This window comes from Burkholderia sp. NLJ2, assembly GCF_049487195.1.
In the GTDB taxonomy this organism is placed as follows: domain Bacteria; phylum Pseudomonadota; class Gammaproteobacteria; order Burkholderiales; family Burkholderiaceae; genus Burkholderia; species Burkholderia pyrrocinia.
In genome coordinates, this window is sequence record NZ_CP137810.1 from 2,426,143 (window position 1) to 2,444,577 (window position 18,435).

Sequence of the window (18,435 nt, forward strand, 5' to 3'; positions counted from 1 at the left end):
TTGTTTATCTAAACAAATTTCCGTTATACCGATTTTTACGCGATGTTTAGATAATCCGAGCCGGGTTATGGCTGCTTCGGCAGATCGACAAAATCCTCGAGCTCGCCGGCCACGTACAGCCGCTTGCCGATTCTCGGGTATTCGCACACGTCGTGTTCGAGACGCTGGCCCATGACGATCAATTCAAGCGACGCGTCGCCGGTGTTCTGCAGCGTGTGCGCTTCGCCGCCGCGCGCGAAGCCGAGGAAATCGCCGGGCCCGACGTCGTACTGGCGTTCGCCGATCGTGACCGTGCCCGTGCCGGACAGCACGTACACGCATTCTTCTTCGTACAGGTGACGGTGATACTCGGCCGATTCGTGACCAGGCATCAGCGTCAGCAGGTGGACGCCGAACTGCGTCAGGCCAGTCAGGTCACTCAGCTGTCTTTTAAGGCGGACGGCATTGGGATTCAGCGAATGCACGGCGCGCGTCGGTTCCATCTTCGCGATATCGGCGGCCTTCAGCAATTCCCGGGGAGGGATGGTCGACATGGGGGGCTCTCGTTAGCGTGACTGCATCGTTTGGACGCGTCACCCGGGCCGGCGAACGGGCAACCGGCCGGCGGGCGATGCGGCGCATGAGCGCGCTCCGGCATTGTCCGATATTTCCGGCCGCGTGGAGACACGGCATCGCATCGCGACACCGGTTCGCCCCCGCCACCCTTCAGCGCACGGGCGTGCCGCGCAGTTCAGTCAGCAGCGCGACAAGCCGATCGATGTGCGCGTCTTCCGTGCGCCATGACGACACGCTGATACGAAACGCCGGCCTCCCCTGCCATACAGTCGCGCCGAACCACACGTCGCCCGAATCCTGCGCGGCCTCGCGGATCGCGACGGTTTCGTCATCCGTGCCCGCGCGCACGAGCACCTGGTTCAGCACGACACGGTTCAGCACGTCGTAGCCGGCGGCGCGCAGGCCGTCCGCGACACGCGCCGCCTGCGCGCAATGCCGCTCGACCATCGTGGCCACGCCGGCGCGGCCGAGCGAGCGCAGCGCGGCCCACACGGGAATGCCGCGCGCGCGCCGCGAGAACTCGAGGTTCAGGTTCTTCTGCGCGTCCTTCGCGCCGCTCAGGTAGACGGCATCGCTGTTCATCGCGGTCGCGAGCGCGTCCGCGTCGCGGCAAATCACCATCGCGCCGTCGTACGGCGTGTTGAGCCACTTGTGGCCGTCGGTGGTCCAGCTATCCGCGTCGTCGATGCCGTCCGTCAGCGCGCGTTTCGACGACGCACGCGCCCACAGGCCGAACGCGCCGTCCACGTGCACCCATGCGCCGGCCGCCTTCGCGCGCGGAATCAGCGCCGCGAACGGATCGAATTCGCCGGTGTTCACTTCGCCTGCCTGCAAGCAGAGGATCGTCATGTCGTCGAGCGGCGGCAACTGCGCCGGGTCGATGCGACCGTGTACATCGACCGGCGCGACGACGAGACGCTTCAGCCCGAAGCCGAGCACGCGCAGCGCCTTCTTCACCGTGATGTGCGCGAGCTCGGAGATCACGACCTTCACCTCGGGCGCACCGATCAGGCCGTCCTCGTCGACGTCCCAGCCCTTGCGCGCGAGCAGCGCGCGCCGCGCGGCCACCAGCGCAACGAGCGTGCACGCCGTCGCGCTCGTGCCGAAACCGACCGCGCTGCCTTCGGGCAACGCAAGCGCGTCGACGACCCAGCGCGCGGCCTGGCGCTCGAGCGTCGCGGCCACCGGCGAATTCGCGTACGACGACGCGCACTGATCCCACGCGAGCATCAGCCGTTCGGCGGCGGCGGCCGGCGGCAACGCCGCGCCGATCACGAAGCCGAAGTAGTTCGGGCCGTTCGACGCGACGGTGGCAGGCGAGCCTTTTTCATCGAGCAGGCGCAGCGTGTCGTCGGCCGGGCGGCCCGCATCGGGCAGCGGCTCGTCGAACGCGGCGAGGCCGCCCAGCGCGGCCGCGTCGGGAAACGCGCGCCGTTCGTTCGTCGCTGCGAGATACGCATGCGCGCGCCGGTCGGCGTCGGCCAGCAATTCAAGTTCGTCCATGTCGGTTGCCTCGGTGGGAATCAATCGAATCAGAGTTGCGAGAGATCGCGGCCGAGCTGCTGCAGCGCGCCGTCGATCCGCTTGTAGTACGTGAACTTGCCGACGCGGGTCGCCTGCACGAGCCCGGCATCCGCGAGGATGCGCATGTGGCGCGTGGTCGTGGCCGGCGCGATGCCGAGCTTCTCGGTGATGTACGTGCAGCACACGCCGAGTTCGTCGAAATCGCCGTGCGGCTGCGGCGGGAAATGCTTGCGCGGCTGCTTGAGCCAGCGCATCACGGCCAGACGGCTTTCGTTGGCCAGTGCGCTGATGCGGGTGACGTCGTCCATGGGGAGTGAGAGCTGCGTTTAACGTTTCGTATATTAGCTAAATGACGAAACGTAGGCAATCTGTTCGAAGTCCGATTTCACGCTGTCGTGTCGCGTTCGGGATCACGACGTCGGCATTCGATGCGATTGCATCAAGACGGCTGTCACAACGTCCGGCTGGCAACGTGAGCAACGCGCCTTTACGCGCCCGCCAGCGCCTGCGCCAGCCGCTCGATCAGCGCGCGCACGCGCCGCGGCTGCACGGCGCTGCCCGGATAGACGATCTGCAAATCGACGTCGCCCGGCGAGAACGCGTGCAGGACCTCGACGAGCGCGCCGGACGCCAGATCCCGTTCGACGTCGACCAGCGACTTCAGCGCGACACCATGCCCCGCGACGCACCACGCGCGCACGAGCGCGCCATCGTTGGCGACGCGCCGGCCACGCACCATCACGCGCTTCAATTCGCCGTCGATGCTGAACGGCCATTCGGCATACAGGTCGGGCCCGAAACGCATCACGATGCAGTCGTGCGCGGCGAGATCGTCCGGATGCCGTGGCGTGCCGCGCGCGGCGAGATATGCGGGCGACGCGCACACCACGCGCCGTGCTCGGCCGAGCGAACGGCTGCGCAGCGAACTGTCCGCGAGCGTGCCGCGACGGATCGCGAAATCGAGCCCCTGCCCGACAAGATCGACGTAGCCGTCGCCGAGATGCAGGTCGACCGTGACGCCCGGATGTTCAGCCAGGAACGCGTCGACGACGGGCACGACGCGCTCGCGCCCGAGATCGGCCGGCGCGCTCAGGCGCACGGGCCCCGACAGCGTCTGCGCGCCGACGCGCACGCGGCTTTCGAGTTCGTCGGCCTCGGCCAGCAGGCGCCGCGCGCCGGCGACGACCGTGCGGCCCTCGTCGGTCAGGCTGATCGCGCGCGTCGTGCGCGTGAGCAGCGCCGCACCGTAGTGGCGCTCGAGCGCCGCCAGCCGCTCGGACACCGTGGCCGGCGACAGGCCGGCCTCGCGGCCCGCCGCAGCCAGCCCGCCCTTCTCCACGATGCGCAGGAACAGCGCGAGGTTATCGAGCAGCATTATTCGCTCTCTCCGAAGGATATTTTCGAAGTCTGCCCAATTATCTGAAATATCCGCAAGCGATACAGTGTGATTCCGCCGATGCGCGCCCGTCCGGCACGCGCCGGGCTTCGACCATTCAAAGGAAACGCACATGGAATACCGTATGCTCGGCCGCTCCGGCCTCAAGGTTCCCGTCCTGAGCTTCGGCGCCGGCACGTTCGGCGGCACCGGCCCGTTGTTCGGCGCATGGGGCAACACGGGCGTCGACGAAGCGCGCCGCCTGGTCGACATCTGCCTGGAAGCGGGCGTCAACCTGTTCGACACGGCCGACGTGTATTCGGACGGCGCATCCGAACGCGTGCTCGGCGCCGCGATCAACGGGCGCCGCGACCAGGTGCTGATCTCGACGAAGACGGGCCTGCCGACCGGCGACGGCCCGAACGATGCGGGCACGTCGCGCGCGCGGCTCGTGCGCGCCGTCGACGACGCATTGCGCCGCCTCGACACCGACTACATCGACCTGCTGCAATTGCACGCGTTCGACGCAGGCACGCCGGTCGAGGAAGTGATGTCGACGCTGGACGATCTCGTGCGCGCGGGCAAGCTGCGCTACATCGGCGTGTCGAACTTCGCCGGCTGGCAGATCATGAAATCGCTCGCGGCGTCCGACCGGCACGGCTGGTCGCGCTACGTGGCGAACCAGGTCTACTACTCGCTCGTCGGCCGCGACTACGAGTGGGACCTGATGCCGCTCGGCGCCGACCAGGGGCTCGGCGCGCTGGTGTGGAGCCCGCTCGGCTGGGGCCGGCTCACCGGCAAGATCCGCCGCAACGCGCCGCTGCCCGCAGGCAGCCGCCTGCATGAAACGGCCAGCTACGGGCCGCCGGTCGACGACGCACGCCTGTACGACGTGGTCGATGCACTCGACGCGATCGCGGAGGAAACCGGCAAGACCGTGCCCCAGATCGCGCTGAACTGGCTGCTGCAGCGGCCGACCGTGTCGTCGGTGATCGTCGGCGCGCGCAACGAGGAACAGTTGCGCCAGAACCTCGGCGCGGTCGGTTGGTCGCTGACCGATGCGCAGGTCGCGAAGCTCGACGCGGCGAGCGCGGTGGAAGCGCCGTATCCGTACTTCCCGTACCGCCGGCAACAGGCGTTCGCGCGGCTCAATCCGCCAATGCGCGGGTAGGCGGCGGCGCAGTCCGGCGCGACGGAAGCAGGCGCGATGGCGCCCAAGCGGCGCAACGCGGGCACGCCGCGACGCACTCGTCCATCGTGGCACCAGAAACCGCGACCGTCATGGGCCTACCCATCGCGCCCCGAACTTCCTATCGTTGATGCCTGCGTCGTTGTCGGCCAAGCCGGCAACACGTCCAACCCTCATCGAAAGGTTCGCGCACATGAACGCTACCGACGCCGGCCTGACCGTACGCGCGGTCCGGGAAGACGACTACGACAACTGGCTGCCGCTGTGGGACGGCTATAACCGCTTCTACGGCCGCTTCGGCGACACCGCGCTGCCGCTGCAAGTCACGACGCTCACGTGGTCGCGCTTCTTCGACGGCTACGAACCCGTGCATGCCTTCGTCGCGGAGCGCGGCGGCAAGCTGGTCGGGCTCGTGCATTTCCTGTATCACCGCAGCACGACGCATGCCGGGCCGACCTGCTATCTGCAGGATCTGTTCACGCTCGACAGCGAACGCGGCAAGGGCGTCGGCCGCGCACTGATCGAGGCCGTGTACGACGCCGCGCGCCAGCATCGCGCCGAACGCGTGTACTGGCAGACGCATGAAACGAATCACACGGCGATGCGGTTGTACGACACCGTCGCGGGAAAAACGGGGGGCGTGGTTTACAGGAAAGAGCTGACGCGGTGAGCGCGGTGGGTTGGGTGCTCAACCCGGCGGTTGCGCCTTGATCCACGGAAACGGCGGCACACGCGACCATTGCTTCAATGCGCCAAACGGCGAAACGTGGGCAAGCGTCGCCTCCGGAATTGCCCCGCACGATTGAATGCCATGCTCAATCCCGGAAACGGTCACCTCGGCAGTCTTGGTAGCCCTGGGGCCACAAAATCTTCGTCTCCGCCAGTTTTCGTATCCCCAGGGCTACAAACCAACCATGCCATTTTGTAGCAGAAGGGCTACAATCAGAATCAATCTGGCAATTTCTGATGCCCTGGGGCTACAAATGACAACACTGGCCGACGTTGGAGAGATGCTGAAAGAGGGCCGCCGCGCGGCAGGTCTTTCACAGCAAGAGCTGGCCGAGCGCGCCGGTGTCGCGCGTACGACGCTCGCCCGCATGGAAACGCTTGCACGAGGCGACATGAGCGTATCTGCGCTCGTTCGCCTCCTTGAGGCAGCCGGTTACGACCTGCGAGCGGTCAAGCGCGGACATGGACGCACACTGGACGACATACTGACTGAGCAACGCACGATGGGAGATTCGTGACATGCGCCTTCACGTCTACGTCAAAGGCAGACTCGTTGCGCATCTCTATCGCCAGGCGGACGACTATGCGCTGCGTTACACCGCGGGCACGACCGCCGAGGATTTTGCGAGCCTGACCATGCCCGTTCGCGAAGATCCCTGGGTCTGGCCTCGCGACTTGCATCCCTTCTTCCGGCAGAACTTGCCGGAAGGTTTTCTCTTTCAGGTGATTCGCGAAGAGTTCGGCCCCTATCTCGATGGAACGGACCTTTCGCTTCTGGCCATCATCGGCGGCGCCGGTATCGGCCGGGTAACCGTCGCCCCCGAAGACGGCGCGCCAGGCGGCGAACTCGACCCGCTCGACCTGAAGCGCCTGCTGCACGAGGACATCACAACCGCCCGCTTTGCGGAACTTGTACGGTATTACGCTCGCGCGGCAATTTCAGGGGCCGTGCCCAAATTCCTTGCGCCTGAACGCTCGCCTGCTCCGGCACCGGTCGGCAAGCCAACACTCCGTACGAGCCGACACGTCATCAAGGGATCCGACGAGCAAACGCCCTACCTAGGTTTCAACGAGCATTACTCGATGCAGGTGCTGGCAAAACTCGGCGTCGCCCGGGTAGCCAGGACCACGATGTCGGACGATGGCCGCGTGCTCGTCGTCGACCGGTTCGACGTCGACGAGCAAGGCAACCCGACGTTTGGCGTGGAAGACGCTTGCAGCCTGCTTGGCCTGCCTCCGCATGAGAAATACCGCCCGTCGACCGAACAGGTCCTCAACGCAACGAAGCCTTATATCAGCGCCGCCCATTGGAGACGCGAGGCCGAGCAACTCGGCTGGCAACTGATCACCAACTATGTCGTGCGCAACGCGGACTGCCACGCCAAGAACATCGCCCTCCTCTACTCGAACATCGACGACGTCGTCTACACGCCTGCCTACGACATTGTCACCACGGAGGCCTATCCGCGCTTTGCGAACAATCCTCCCGGGATGAGCATCGAAGGTCGCAAAACGTGGGCACCCGGCAAGACGCTGGAACGCTTTTGCAACACGCGTCTCGGCATTCCGCCGAAGCAATATCGCGAAATGGTCGAAGCACTGTGCGACTCCGCCGTATCAACTGGAAAAGACATCGTCGAAGCGGCGAAAAATGAGACGCGGTGGCACTGGATCGCGAAGCAGATGCTGCATGCATGGAACGAAGGCATGGGGTCGCTCCGCAGCGCCAAGCCTCAAGTGGCGCTCAAAGCGCTCACGCCGGTCATCGAGGCCGCCGGTTTCTCGGACGCGGATCGGGCCGATAACGCGAGAGAGGTGATCGGCCGCTCGGAATTGCTCGCAAATCACGGCAAGGAAAACTGATGCCCGCGCAGGTTCAGCCGACAGGAACACGTCCGGCCTCCCGCGCTTGTCTCAACCCGCCCGGCCGCGCCTTGATCCACAAAAACAGCGCTACGCGCGCCCATTGCTTCAATGGGTCCGTATCGGCGTGGTCGGGCCGCGGTTCGCGTGACCGGGTTGCGCCATACCCGGCGCTTTCCGTTTCCGGCGGCGAAGTTCTACAGTTACAGAAAACAACCCGCGCCGCCGTGCGTCGTCCCCGTTCGACGAGTCGCACCCGATTCCGAGGAAAGCCCATGCCGAGTATCGTCGCCGCTCCCGCCAATCTCCCCCCGAGCCCCGTCGCGGCGGAAACGCGCATGGTTCACGACGTCGCCACGCTGAAGCCGTCCGACTACCGTTCGGCGGACGGTTCGTCGTGGGTCATCTCGATCATCACGCCGGCCGCGGACAGCGGCGCGAACGTGACCGGCACGACGTATTTCGACACCGCGAAAGGCCGGACCGTCCCGGTGCCCGACGCACGCCGTCGTTATGCGAATCGCGGCACGTGGCAGGTCGTCGCGAGTTCGACCCCGTCGGTGCCCGCGACCGGCCGCTACGACTGGCTGACGCTCGCGTGGCTGCCGATCAACCGGCGGCCGCTGCCGCAAACGCCCGAGCACCTGTATTCGCCGTTCATTCGCGGCGGCACGATCGTTTATCGCTGGAATCCGGCGGCCGAAGGCGGCGAGCAGTTCGGAGCGGTCAGGATGATTTTTCCGGAATGGACGCAGCAGGTGGCCGACGCATTGCGATCCGCGCCGTCATCGTTGCCGGACGGTGCGTCGGACACATCGCCTGCGCTCGATCGCCTGAAAGCGGACACGAATCCGATGAGCGCCGTGCTCGACTTCGGCGATGCGCTGCGTGAAGAGCTGGTCGAACGGATCCTCGCGCGGCTGCCGGGCCTGCTGCAGGTGAAAGACCTGCACGAACTGTCGGCCATCGTGTTCCTGTGTCTGTCCGGGTCGCGCGACGCGGATCGGCCGCGTTTCGTCGAAGCGATCGACGCGGCGATCGCGGGCACCGACGACAGCGCACGCCTGCTCGCGATCGCGTATGGCGCGTTTGCAGCGGGACGGTCGCGGCCTTATCCGTTCAATGATGCCGCGCAGACGGCCCGCATCAACGACGTGTTCGGTGCGCTGAGGCGACGTACGTCGGCGCTCGGGGTGCCAATTGCGGAAGGTTCGCCGTGGTACGAATTCTTCACGGCCTACAGGCTCGGCGGCGCGGCGGCCGGCAACGGCCAGTGATCGCACGCAAATGATTGGCGTCACGGCAGCGGATGCCTGTCTCCCGCGCCTGCCCCACCGCTTCTCCTCGTTCGGATTCACGGCCCGTCGGGCAGTAACCGCCGCGCTCATCCAACGGCCGCGACGCAGGTTTCGAGCGCAACGATTTGCATCGGGTCGACGCTTGCTCGCGCATGCCCGTCAGCAACAGCCACGCACCGTCGCCCACCGCACTGATGCACGCGACATAGCCGAAATCAAGCGGATTCGCCGCTTCGATTGCCGCATTCCGATTCGACATGCGCTCCTCCGTGCCTTTGTCGCGTCGGCCGTCGGCGTCGTACGCAAGGCGGCAAAAAAACGGCCGCCCTGAAGCAGCCGTAAAGGAGAGGTCTACCGTGTTCAGACGGAGACGCCGTCCGGCTACCACGCCGTCCGGTAGATCCATTGTTGACGAGTGCCCCGCATCAGGGAATCAGCCTGGTCTGATTTGCGGGCGCAAGCAGTCGCACCGGTAATTCGGACATGTCCGATTGGATTGGCATCGGGCCGCTCGTAAACTCCGGGCCGTGAACCTCTCGACCGAACCCCTCGTCCAGACGATGCGCGCCGCAATCCGCGACGCGATCCGTCGCCCCCGTTTTCTCCGCGGCCTCGACATCGCGGTGCTCGCGCTGATCGTCGCGAGCGTCTTCGTCGTGATGATCGACAGCGTGCAGGAACTGCACGCGCAATACGGCAACGCGCTGTACGCGGCCGAATGGGCGTTTACGCTGCTGTTCACCGCTGAATACGCGGTGCGCCTGTTCACCGCGCGCAAGCCCGCCGCGTATGCGCGCAGCTTCTTCGGCATCGTCGATCTCGTGTCGATCCTGCCGACCTATCTCGCGTTTTTCTTCCCCGGCCTGCATGCGCTGATCGACGTGCGCCTGCTCAGGCTGCTGCGCGTGTTCCGCATCCTCGGGCTCGCGATCTATCTCGAGGAAGGCCAGATGCTGATCCGCGCGCTCACGCGCGCACGCCGCAAGATCTTCGTGTTCATCGGCGGGATGTTCGTGATCGTCGTGATCCTCGGCACGGTGATTTTTCTCGTCGAAGGCCCCGAGAATGGCATCACGAGCATTCCGGTCGGCGTGTACTGGGCCGCCGTGACGATGAGCACGACCGGTTACGGAGACCTGACGCCGCACACGCCGCTCGGCCGGCTGATCACGTCGTGCGCGATCCTGCTCGGTTACGGCATCATCGCGTTCCCGACCGGTATCATGGGTGCCGAACTCGTCGCGTCCGCGCTCGAACGCGGACGGGCGCAGCAGGCATCGTCCAGCGACGCCGGAGGGGCGGTCTGTCCGCATTGCGGCGCATGCACATCGAAGCAACGCGACGATGCGATCGCCGGGGCAACGCAGCGCACGCCCGACCGCCCATCATCAACGCATTCCTCATTCGATTAACGACAATGAACGCTTTCTCATGCTGAGCATCGGCCCCTTTTCCGTCAGGGTCGTGGCCGTGGCCGTCGCCGCCCTGATCGCATGGATCGTCGCGCGCTTCGCGCAGCGCAACCGCCCCACCGGCCAGCACAAGACTTCCGCGAGCCTGCTGCTCGACGCGCTGCTGATCGGGTTAATCGCCGCGCGCGTCGGCTATATCGCACGCTGGTGGCCCGACTATTTCGCTGCGCCGAAATCCATCGTCGCGCTCGGCGACGGCGGCTTTACGTGGTGGATCGGGTTGCCGGTCGCGCTCGCCTATATCGGCTGGCGGTCGCGCCGCCTGCCGGGGCTGGCTCGCCCGGCGCTGGCCGGCATCGCCGCCGGCATGCTGGCATGGGGTGCGGCGCAGGGCGTGCTGGCGACGTTCGACCGCACGGCGGCACCGTTGTCCGCGCTGCACGTGGAGACGCTCGACGCGACGCCCGTCGCACCGAACAGCTACGCGGGCAAGCCTGTCGTCGTGAACCTGTGGGCGACCTGGTGCCCGCCATGCCAGCGCGAAATGCCGATCCTGGCGCAGGCGCAACAGGATTACCCGGGCATCAGTTTCCTGATGATCAATCAAGGCGAGGATGTGCAGACCGTGCGCGCGTTTCTGGAACGCGAAGGGCTGCGCTTCGACCACGTGCTGCTCGATCGCTCGCTCGGCGCGATGCGGACCTACGGTTCGCGCGGGCTGCCGACGACGCTGTTCTTCGATGAAAAAGGCAAGCTGGTCGAGTCGCATATGGGGGAGATCACCGCCGCGCGGCTCAAGGACACGGTGAATACACGCTTCAGTCGTTGAGGGGGAACAGGCCCACATCACGCGGATGACGATGCGCGAGCACTTCGAAGCGCTTCGCGAGGAAGGTGAGCAGCAGTGCGAAACCGAAGACGATCGCGCCGGCGAGTTCGACGGTGTGGGGAATGTCGCGATCCGTCGAACTGAAAATCCGGCACGCGGCTGGGGCCGGGTGAAACACCATGGCGGCACAACGCGCGGTCGCTCGAACGGGAATGGCAGACGGGTAACGGCACGCAGGACGCCGTTCAGATCCGGTATCCGAAGGGTATCGCGATCGCGGAGCCATCCCAATGGAACCAGTCCGATCAATGAAACGGACTGAGCCGATTTTACGGCGCGGTGCATCGTACAGTCATCCTGATCAATTCAGGAATGTCCCATCAGAACGTTTTACAGCGTTGTCGCGCATGACACATTGGCGGCGTTTTTTTGGCGCCCTGGCCGATATGCATACAAAACCAGACCGAATGGCTAACGTTGGTTGAAACGCACATAACGGGTCCCTGTGCGGCCGCGAATTCCCCTACAGTGGAGATGCGTTTGCGCGTGCGGACGACAGAATCTTCGCGAATGGTTATTCGTCATGCGAAGGATGTTGGTCCGATTTCGACGTGTAAACGAGCGCGGGCCGTGAGTGCTAGAACACCCACGACCCGCTGACCACAACCAACTCAACACCGGAGTTAGTCATGGCTGACGCGAATGATAGCGCACCCGCCCTTTTCCCCGATCGTTTCGTGACGATTCAGGAGTCTTACCGATACCGGACGATCAAGTCGATTCTCCGCAACAAGCATCGCCCGAAAAAGCCGCCGCCTCTGTATCCGTGGATCAAGTTGTCGGGCCGCTGGATCGAAACGGCGGGCTTCGAACCCGCACAGCGCGTGCGGATCGAAGTAGCGGAGCGGCGGCTGGTGATCACGCCGATGGAAGAGACCTATCGCGATCTCAAGGGGCGCCCGGAATTCCCCATGGTGGATACGGAGACGGGTTTGAGGCGCCGCCGGCATCCGGCCGGAATGGAAGAAGCTGACGTCCGTTCGCGCTGATCACGGGCGCTGATTCGTATCGTCGATGTGCCGCGCAAGATGCGGTGCGGTACGTCGACGGATGCCGAGACCGCCCGATCTGCCTGCATGGTCGCAACGCGATCGCGACCATGCAGGCACTTGCGGTTAATACCCGAACGGATATAATCGATGCATCAGAAACGGAAGCTGCTGTACTGGGAGGGATCGTCGAAAAAGGATTTCAAGTCGTTCCCCGTCGACGTACAGAAAGACATGGGCGTGGCACTGTTCATCGTCCAGTTGGGCGGCACGCCGGATTCAGCCAAGCCTTGGAAAGGGCTGGGCTCTGGGGTATACGAACTGATAGAGAGCCACCTGGGCGACGCCTTCCGGGCAGTCTATACCGTGCAAATAGGCGATGCGGTGCACGTACTCCATGCATTCCAGAAGAAATCCATGTCCGGTATTGCCACGCCGCGGCCGGATGTGGAACTGATCGAGAGGCGGCTGAAGGCAGTACTCGCCCGCTATGGGCGAACGGGAGATTGAAAATGAAGCGCCATGACCATCCGCAAGGCACCGACAATGTGCTGGTGGACCTGGAATTCGACGATGCGGAGGAACTGTCGGCCAAGGCCGAACTCGCGCTCAAGCTCAACCAGTTAATCGACAAGCGCGGCCTGACCCAGGCCGAGACGGCCGCTCTCACGGGCATGACGCAGCCGAAAGTATCCCAGGTGCGCCGCTATAAGCTCCAGAACATTTCGCTGGAACGACTGATGGAGGCGCTGGTGTCGCTGGATCAGCATGTGGAAATCGTGGTGCGGCCTGCGCGGCGCACACATGCGGCAGGCATCACGGTTGCAAAGTAAGTTGCGGACCGTCATGCCCTCCGCACCATGGCACGTCAGATACTCCGCTGATTCACGCGCCTCGACAGTTCCTCCGCGCTTTCCTTCCGCTCGCTATACCGATCGACCAGATAGGGGCCGATATCCCGCGTCAGCAACGTGAACTTGACCAGTTCTTCCAGCACATCCACCACACGATCGAAATAGGCCGACGGCTTCATCCGCCCTGCTTCGTCGAATTCCGCGAACGCCTTCGCCACCGACGACTGGTTCGGGATGGTCAGCATGCGCATCCAGCGTCCGAGCACGCGCATCTGGTTCACCGCATTGAACGATTGCGAGCCGCCGCTGACCTGCATCACGGCGAGCGTCTTGCCCTGCGTCGGCCGAACGGCGCCCATCGATAGCGGAATCCAGTCGATCTGCGCTTTCATGATGCCGGTCATCGCGCCGTGCCGCTCCGGCGAGCACCACACCATGCCTTCCGACCACTGCACCAGTTCGCGCAACTCGACGACCTTCGGGTGACGCTCGGGCGCATCGTCCGGCAGCGGCAGGCCGCTCGGATTGAACACGCGTACCTCGGCGCCCATCGCGGTGAGCAGCCGCGCGGCTTCCTCGATCAGCAGCCGGCTGAACGAGCGCTCGCGCAGCGAGCCGTACAAAAGCAGGAACCGTGGCGGATGGGTCGATGGTGACGCCGGCTGCAACTGGCTGATATCCGGCACGCGGAACAGTTCCACGTCGAGTTGCGGTAGATCGCTCAGGTAGTCAGACATGCTTGTGTTCCGTGTGATTGCGATGAATCGTGGTGTCAGTCGTGGTCATGCGAATGAGTTCACCCGCTTGCTCAAGCGCGTTCGTACCAGCCTTTCGACCGATTCACGATGCGCACCACCAGCAACATGACCGGCACTTCGATCAGCACGCCGACGACGGTAGCCAGCGCAGCGCCCGAATGAAAACCGAACAGGCTGATCGCCGCCGCGACGGCCAGCTCGAAGAAATTGGACGCACCGATCAGTGCCGACGGGCACGCGATGTTGTGCTTCTCGCCCACCGCGCGATTGAGCCAGTAAGCGAGCGCAGAGTTTAAAAACACCTGGATCAGGATCGGCACCGCGAGCAGCGCGATCACCAGCGGCTGCTTCAGGATCGCCTCACCCTGAAACGCGAACAGCAGCACGAGCGTGGCCAGCAATGCGGCGATCGACCACGGGCCGATCTTCGCCATCGCAGCGTCGAATGCGGCCTGACCGTTCGCGAGCAGCCGCTTGCGCCAGAGCTGCGCGAGGATCACCGGGATGACGATGTAGAGCACGACCGACGTGAGCAGCGTCGCCCACGGCACCGTAATCGCCGACATTCCCAGCAGCAGGCCGACCAGCGGCGCGAACGCGATCACCATGACGCTGTCGTTCAGCGCGACCTGCGACAGCGTGAACAGCGGGTCGCCGCCCGTCAGCCGGCTCCACACGAACACCATCGCCGTGCACGGCGCGGCGGCCAAAAGGATCAGGCCGGCGATGTAGCTGTCGAGTTGCTCGGCCGGCAGCATCGGCGCAAACAGATGCCGGATGAACAGCCAGCCGAGGAACGCCATCGAAAACGGCTTGACGAGCCAGTTCACGATGAGCGTGACGCCGATGCCTTTCACGTGTTGACGCACTTCGTGCAATGCGCCGAAGTCGACCTTGACGAGCATCGGGATGATCATCACCCAGATCAGCAATCCGACCGGCAGATTGACCTGCGCGTATTCCATCCGGCCGATCTGCTGGAACAGGCCGGGCAGCGCCTGGCCGAGCGCGATGCCGGCGACGATGCACAGCGCGACCCAGACGGTCAGATAGCGTTCGAAGAAGTTGATGGAAGGCTTTGCGACGGCCTGCTCCGGCGGGGCGACGTTGGACGTGTTCATTGGACGGGTATCGGTCTTGAGGTCGCTGGCGGCAGGTGGATTCGCCCGGCCGCCGCGTGAATACTCAGTTTCGCGAGATATCGGTCAGAGCCGCCTGGAGTTCGGCGTTGCTCATGCGATCGAGCGGCAGCGCCAGCAACTGCAACATCCGATAACCGATCGCCTGACGCGTGAGTTCGAACGCGAGCCGCTTGCCTTCGTCGCCGCCCTCGGCGTTCGACGGATCGGCATAGCCCCAATGCACTTTGACGGGGCTGCCGGGCCAGTACGGGCACGTCTCCGCGGCCGCGCTGTCGCACACCGTGATGACGACGCGCATTTCAGGCACGTTGTCGCCGACGAATTCGTCCCAGCTCTTGCTGCTGTAGCCGCCGACGTCGACACCGGCGTTCGTCAACGCTTCCAGCGCAAACGGATTGAGCCGGCCACTCGGTGCGCTGCCGGCGCTGTACGCGCGCACGTCCTTGCCGAGCTTCGCGGCCCAATGATTGAGCATGCCCTCCGCGAGCACGCTGCGCGCGGAGTTGTGGGTACAGAGGATCAGGACGTTCGTGGTCATGGGCGAGGTACGCGAAGGCGCTTCAGGAAGGTTGCTTGCCGGATGTCGAACAGGCCGACATCGGCGAGCACGGATTGCCGCCACAGCAGTTCTCCGTGAGATAGGCCAGCAAGCCGTTCATCGTCGCGAAGTTCGCGCAATAGATGACGAAGCGGCCCTCCTGCCGGCTCGTGACGAGCGCTGCATGGGTCAGTTCTTTCAGATGAAAGGAGAGCGATGAAGGGGGCACATCCAGCAGCGTGGCGATCTGCCCGGCAGGCAGGCCCTGCGGCCCCGCCTGCACGAGCGCGCGGAAGACGGCGAGCCGGGATTCGTGCGCGAGCGCCGCAAGGGCGGCGATGGTCTGGTTCGTTTCCATTTTTCGATAATAGTCGAAATATCGAATTCAGAAAAGCCACCTCGGGATGAAGCGGTGGCCAACGAACGGGGACAAACACAACGACTGCGCCAGCGGACGAACCCTTCGCCCGACGACAGCCCAGCCTTCAACTACGCGTCGCGCGCCTTCCGATGCACTTCCCGATGCGCTCCCGGGCGGTCAGCATCGGGCCCGACGCACGGCTCACAGCTCACGACTCACGGCCGCGAGAACACCATCACGCGCCCCGACACGCGCTGCAGCTTGAGCCAGCCCATGTCGGCGGTGAAGCGCAGTTGCTGCAGCGGAAAATCGAACGAGGCCTTCCCGGCGGCACTCACGACCGCATCGGCGATCCAGCGGATCAGCGCCTTCCCTTCGTCGGTCGTCACGCTGCCGTTCTGGATGCCGCCATAGAAGTAGCGATTCCCTGCATTGACCTCGTTCTGCAACTGCATCCAGTGCCCCGGCAAACCCGGCAGCGTCCGGAACAGGTCGGCGACCCGCTTCGTCGTCAGGCCGCGCGCCCACAGTGCACCGTTCGCATCCGGCCGAACCAGGTTGTGGCGATCCGCTTCCTGGGCCTGCCCCTTGATGTCGCCCCGCAGGGCATCGAGCTTCGACATGACGCATTCCTCATGGTGATGGGCGCGGGAAAATGGCCCCGCGCGCGCCGCTTGCACGATACGCCCGTTGCAGGAAGTCATCACCTGCCAGGGTTGTCAGGCCCGCCCCCATCACCGCACCGCTTACGCGACAGCCTTCACCGCGTGCTGCACGTCGAAAAACGTCTCCTGCGCCGCTTCGTCCGCCCGCGCATACGCGCGGTTGACGCCGCTGATCACCGCGCGAATCGACGCGGTCGTCAGGTTCGCGTCGACGCCCACGCCGAACGCGCTGCCGCGCACGCCCGAGCCGGCCAGTTCCGCGATCGCGATCGCCTTCGCATCGGCGCCCTGCGACAACGCGCGTTCCTCGTAGTGCTGGATCCGCAGCGGCGTGCGCAGCGCGTGCATCAGCGCGTCGAGCGGGCCGTTGCCTTCGCCGCGCAGCACGCGGCGCTCGCCGTGCACGTCGGCAGTCAGCACGATCGTTTCGCGACCGTCGCGTTCGATCAGCTCATGGCCGACATAACGCAGCGGTGCGTCGCCCTCCACGTATTCCTGCTGGAACAGCGACCAGATCTGCGCACTCGTCACCTCGTGCCCGCTGTCGTCGGTCAGGCGCTGCACGGCCGCGCTGAAGTCGACCTGCAGGCGACGCGGCAGCGCGATGCCATACCCCTGTTCGAGCAGGTACGCGATGCCGCCCTTGCCCGACTGGCTGTTCACGCGAATGATCGAATCGTACGTGCGGCCGAGGTCGCTCGGATCGATCGGCAGATACGGCATTTCCCACACGGCATCGGCGCGCTGCACCGCGAAGCCCTTCTTGATCGCGTCCTGGTGCGAGCCGGAGAACGCGGTGAACACGAGGTCGCCGACGTACGGATGACGCGGATGGATCGGCAACTGCGTGCATTCCTCGGACGTGCGCGCGACTTCGTTGATCTGCGAGAAATCGAGGCCCGGATCGACGCCCTGCGTGTACAGGTTCAGCGCGAGCGTCACGAGATCGACGTTGCCGGTGCGCTCGCCGTTGCCGAACAGGCAGCCCTCGATCCGGTCCGCACCGGCCATCACCGCGAGCTCCGCCGCCGCGACCGCGGTGCCGCGGTCGTTGTGCGGATGCACGGACAGGATCAGCGAATCGCGTCGCGCGAGGTTGCTGTGCATCCATTCGATCTGGTCCGCATAGAAGTTCGGCGTGCCGATTTCGACGGTCGCCGGCAGGTTCACGATCGACTTGCGCTCGGGCGTCGGCTGCCACACGTCGAACACGGCGTCGCAGACTTCCTTCGCGAAGTCGAGTTCGGTCGCCGTAAAGGTTTCGGGGCTGTATTGCAGCGTGAACTGCGTATCGGTCGCCGCATCGGCGCAGCGCTTGATCGTGCGCGCTGCGTTCACCGCGAGTTGCTTCACGCCGTCGCGGTCGAGGCCGAACACGATCTTGCGGAATTCCGGCGCGGTCGCGTTGTACAGGTGCACGATCGCGCGCTTCGCGCCGCGCAGCGATTCGAACGTGCGCTCGATCAGGTCGTCGCGCGCCTGCGTCAGCACCTCGATCGTCACGTCGTCGGGAATGTGGCCGCCTTCGATCAGTTCACGGACGAAGTTGAAATCGGTTTCGGACGCCGACGGGAACGCGACCTCGATCTCCTTGAAACCGATCGCGACGAGCGTCTTGAACATCCGCATCTTGCGCGTCGCGTCCATCGGTTCGAACAGCGCCTGGTTGCCGTCGCGCAGGTCGGTGCTCATCCAGATCGGCGGGTGCGTGATCGTGCGCGTCGGCCACGTGCGGTTCGGCAGGTTGACAGGCGTAAACGGTCGGTACTTCGTCGCGGGGTTCTTCAGCATCATGGTGTTCGGTCCTCGGTCTGTTTATCGGGAAACCGCGGCGCGGCGGCCATCAGCAGCGGAGGCCGGCTGCGCGCGCAGCGATGAAACGGCACAACGGCAAAGCGGTACGGCAAACGACAGCCTTGGCGGTTGAGCGACCGGGACGGAGCGGAGCGATACGGAGGAAAGACGAACTCAGGCGCCGGTCGACAACCGGGGCCAGGTCGGTGATGCGGGGGAAATCTCGCGCTTCAGGAAAGAAGCAGATGGAAAGCGCGCAGCCGCAGACCCAGCCCGGAGAAGCGGGCTAGTAGTCGTAGCGAGAAGAGGGGCTGGGCGGCTTGCATGGCCGGAATCAGATCACAGGGCGGTGGGGGCTGTCAACGGCGCGCGCGTGAATCTTGTGGCCGAGTCGCCTGCGGAATCAGCCTTGTCCGATAGGCTGCGACCTGCCCCGTCGATATGCGTCGTGGGTGCGGCGCCGGTGACGTCCTATTCATGTTCGGAGTGAGTCGGTCCAT

At 64.9% G+C, this 18,435-nt stretch carries 21 protein-coding genes; 10 read left to right on the forward strand and 11 right to left on the reverse strand.

Annotated elements, in window-relative coordinates; all coding sequences use genetic code 11:
* Nucleotides 1–65 precede the first annotated feature (65 nt).
* The 4 genes from R9B84_RS33295 to R9B84_RS33310 form a co-directional block, all read right to left on the reverse strand.
* Complete coding sequence (locus R9B84_RS33295; protein WP_423761668.1) at nt 66–533, reverse strand: cupin domain-containing protein; 468 nt, start codon at nt 531–533, stop codon at nt 66–68.
* A gap of 172 nt (nt 534–705) precedes the next feature.
* Nucleotides 706–2,058 (reverse strand): pyridoxal phosphate-dependent decarboxylase family protein, encoded by a 1,353-nt coding sequence (locus tag R9B84_RS33300; protein WP_423761669.1) that lies wholly within the window; start codon nt 2,056–2,058, stop codon nt 706–708.
* A 29-nt stretch (nt 2,059–2,087) separates the two neighbouring features.
* A complete protein-coding gene (locus R9B84_RS33305) occupies nt 2,088–2,387 on the reverse strand; it encodes an ArsR/SmtB family transcription factor (protein WP_034181860.1) in 300 nt (99 codons plus the stop codon).
* 179 nt (nt 2,388–2,566) lie between these two features.
* On the reverse strand, nt 2,567–3,454 hold the full coding sequence (locus R9B84_RS33310) for a LysR family transcriptional regulator (RefSeq protein WP_423761670.1): 888 nt from the start codon (nt 3,452–3,454) through the stop codon (nt 2,567–2,569).
* A gap of 133 nt (nt 3,455–3,587) precedes the next feature.
* Here R9B84_RS33310 and R9B84_RS33315 point away from each other — a divergent pair, with 133 nt between their 5' ends.
* From R9B84_RS33315 to R9B84_RS33345, 7 genes are all read left to right on the forward strand, one after another.
* The gene (locus tag R9B84_RS33315) at nt 3,588–4,625 is read left to right on the forward strand and encodes an aldo/keto reductase (protein WP_423761671.1); all 1,038 of its coding nucleotides are present in this window, start codon (nt 3,588–3,590) and stop codon (nt 4,623–4,625) included.
* A 211-nt stretch (nt 4,626–4,836) separates the two neighbouring features.
* On the forward strand, nt 4,837–5,313 hold the full coding sequence (locus tag R9B84_RS33320; RefSeq protein ID WP_423761672.1) for a GNAT family N-acetyltransferase: 477 nt from the start codon (nt 4,837–4,839) through the stop codon (nt 5,311–5,313).
* Between the two features lie 313 nt (nt 5,314–5,626).
* Nucleotides 5,627–5,890: a helix-turn-helix domain-containing protein gene (locus R9B84_RS33325; RefSeq protein ID WP_423761673.1), complete on the forward strand. Its 264-nt coding sequence runs from the start codon at nt 5,627–5,629 to the stop codon at nt 5,888–5,890.
* Nucleotide 5,891: 1 nt separating this feature from the next.
* Nucleotides 5,892–7,235, forward strand: a complete 1,344-nt coding sequence (locus R9B84_RS33330; RefSeq protein WP_423761674.1) for a type II toxin-antitoxin system HipA family toxin — start codon at nt 5,892–5,894, stop codon at nt 7,233–7,235.
* A 275-nt stretch (nt 7,236–7,510) separates the two neighbouring features.
* Nucleotides 7,511–8,512, forward strand: a complete 1,002-nt coding sequence (locus R9B84_RS33335) for a hypothetical protein (RefSeq protein WP_423761675.1) — start codon at nt 7,511–7,513, stop codon at nt 8,510–8,512.
* A 581-nt stretch (nt 8,513–9,093) separates the two neighbouring features.
* The gene (locus R9B84_RS33340) at nt 9,094–9,945 is read left to right on the forward strand and encodes an ion transporter (protein WP_423763532.1); all 852 of its coding nucleotides are present in this window, start codon (nt 9,094–9,096) and stop codon (nt 9,943–9,945) included.
* A 19-nt stretch (nt 9,946–9,964) separates the two neighbouring features.
* Nucleotides 9,965–10,774 (forward strand): TlpA family protein disulfide reductase, encoded by an 810-nt coding sequence (locus tag R9B84_RS33345; RefSeq protein WP_423761676.1) that lies wholly within the window; start codon nt 9,965–9,967, stop codon nt 10,772–10,774.
* Here R9B84_RS33345 and R9B84_RS33350 read toward each other — a convergent pair.
* Entirely contained in the window at nt 10,764–10,955 is a 192-nt protein-coding gene (locus tag R9B84_RS33350) for a hypothetical protein (RefSeq protein ID WP_423761677.1), read from the reverse strand. The two genes, R9B84_RS33345 and R9B84_RS33350, sit on opposite strands and share 11 nt — an antisense overlap.
* Before the next feature lie 508 nt (nt 10,956–11,463).
* On the opposite strand from R9B84_RS33350, the gene R9B84_RS33355 reads away from it, so the two are divergent.
* From R9B84_RS33355 to R9B84_RS33365, 3 genes are all read left to right on the forward strand, one after another.
* Nucleotides 11,464–11,823 carry a SymE family type I addiction module toxin gene (locus R9B84_RS33355; RefSeq protein ID WP_423761678.1) on the forward strand — a complete coding sequence of 120 codons (360 nt, stop codon included), beginning with the start codon at nt 11,464–11,466 and terminating at the stop codon, nt 11,821–11,823.
* 150 nt (nt 11,824–11,973) lie between these two features.
* On the forward strand, nt 11,974–12,333 hold the full coding sequence (locus R9B84_RS33360) for a type II toxin-antitoxin system RelE/ParE family toxin (RefSeq protein WP_423761679.1): 360 nt from the start codon (nt 11,974–11,976) through the stop codon (nt 12,331–12,333).
* Between the two features lie 2 nt (nt 12,334–12,335).
* Nucleotides 12,336–12,656: a helix-turn-helix domain-containing protein gene (locus tag R9B84_RS33365; protein WP_423761680.1), complete on the forward strand. Its 321-nt coding sequence runs from the start codon at nt 12,336–12,338 to the stop codon at nt 12,654–12,656.
* A 35-nt stretch (nt 12,657–12,691) separates the two neighbouring features.
* On the opposite strand, the gene arsH is transcribed toward R9B84_RS33365, so the two are convergent.
* The 6 genes from arsH to leuA all read right to left on the reverse strand — a co-directional run bounded on the left by arsH (nt 12,692) and on the right by leuA (nt 17,932).
* The gene (arsH, locus tag R9B84_RS33370) at nt 12,692–13,414 is read right to left on the reverse strand and encodes an arsenical resistance protein ArsH (RefSeq protein ID WP_423761681.1); all 723 of its coding nucleotides are present in this window, start codon (nt 13,412–13,414) and stop codon (nt 12,692–12,694) included.
* A gap of 71 nt (nt 13,415–13,485) precedes the next feature.
* Entirely contained in the window at nt 13,486–14,556 is a 1,071-nt protein-coding gene (arsB, locus tag R9B84_RS33375) for an ACR3 family arsenite efflux transporter (RefSeq protein ID WP_423761682.1), read from the reverse strand.
* 64 nt (nt 14,557–14,620) lie between these two features.
* On the reverse strand, nt 14,621–15,115 hold the full coding sequence (locus tag R9B84_RS33380; RefSeq protein WP_423761683.1) for an arsenate reductase ArsC: 495 nt from the start codon (nt 15,113–15,115) through the stop codon (nt 14,621–14,623).
* A 22-nt stretch (nt 15,116–15,137) separates the two neighbouring features.
* On the reverse strand, nt 15,138–15,473 hold the full coding sequence (locus R9B84_RS33385; protein WP_423761684.1) for an ArsR/SmtB family transcription factor: 336 nt from the start codon (nt 15,471–15,473) through the stop codon (nt 15,138–15,140).
* A gap of 218 nt (nt 15,474–15,691) precedes the next feature.
* Nucleotides 15,692–16,099: a peptide ABC transporter ATPase gene (locus tag R9B84_RS33390; RefSeq protein ID WP_321790985.1), complete on the reverse strand. Its 408-nt coding sequence runs from the start codon at nt 16,097–16,099 to the stop codon at nt 15,692–15,694.
* Nucleotides 16,100–16,222: 123 nt separating this feature from the next.
* Complete coding sequence (gene leuA / locus R9B84_RS33395) at nt 16,223–17,932, reverse strand: 2-isopropylmalate synthase (protein WP_423763533.1); 1,710 nt, start codon at nt 17,930–17,932, stop codon at nt 16,223–16,225.
* Between the last annotated feature and the right edge of the window lie 503 nt (nt 17,933–18,435).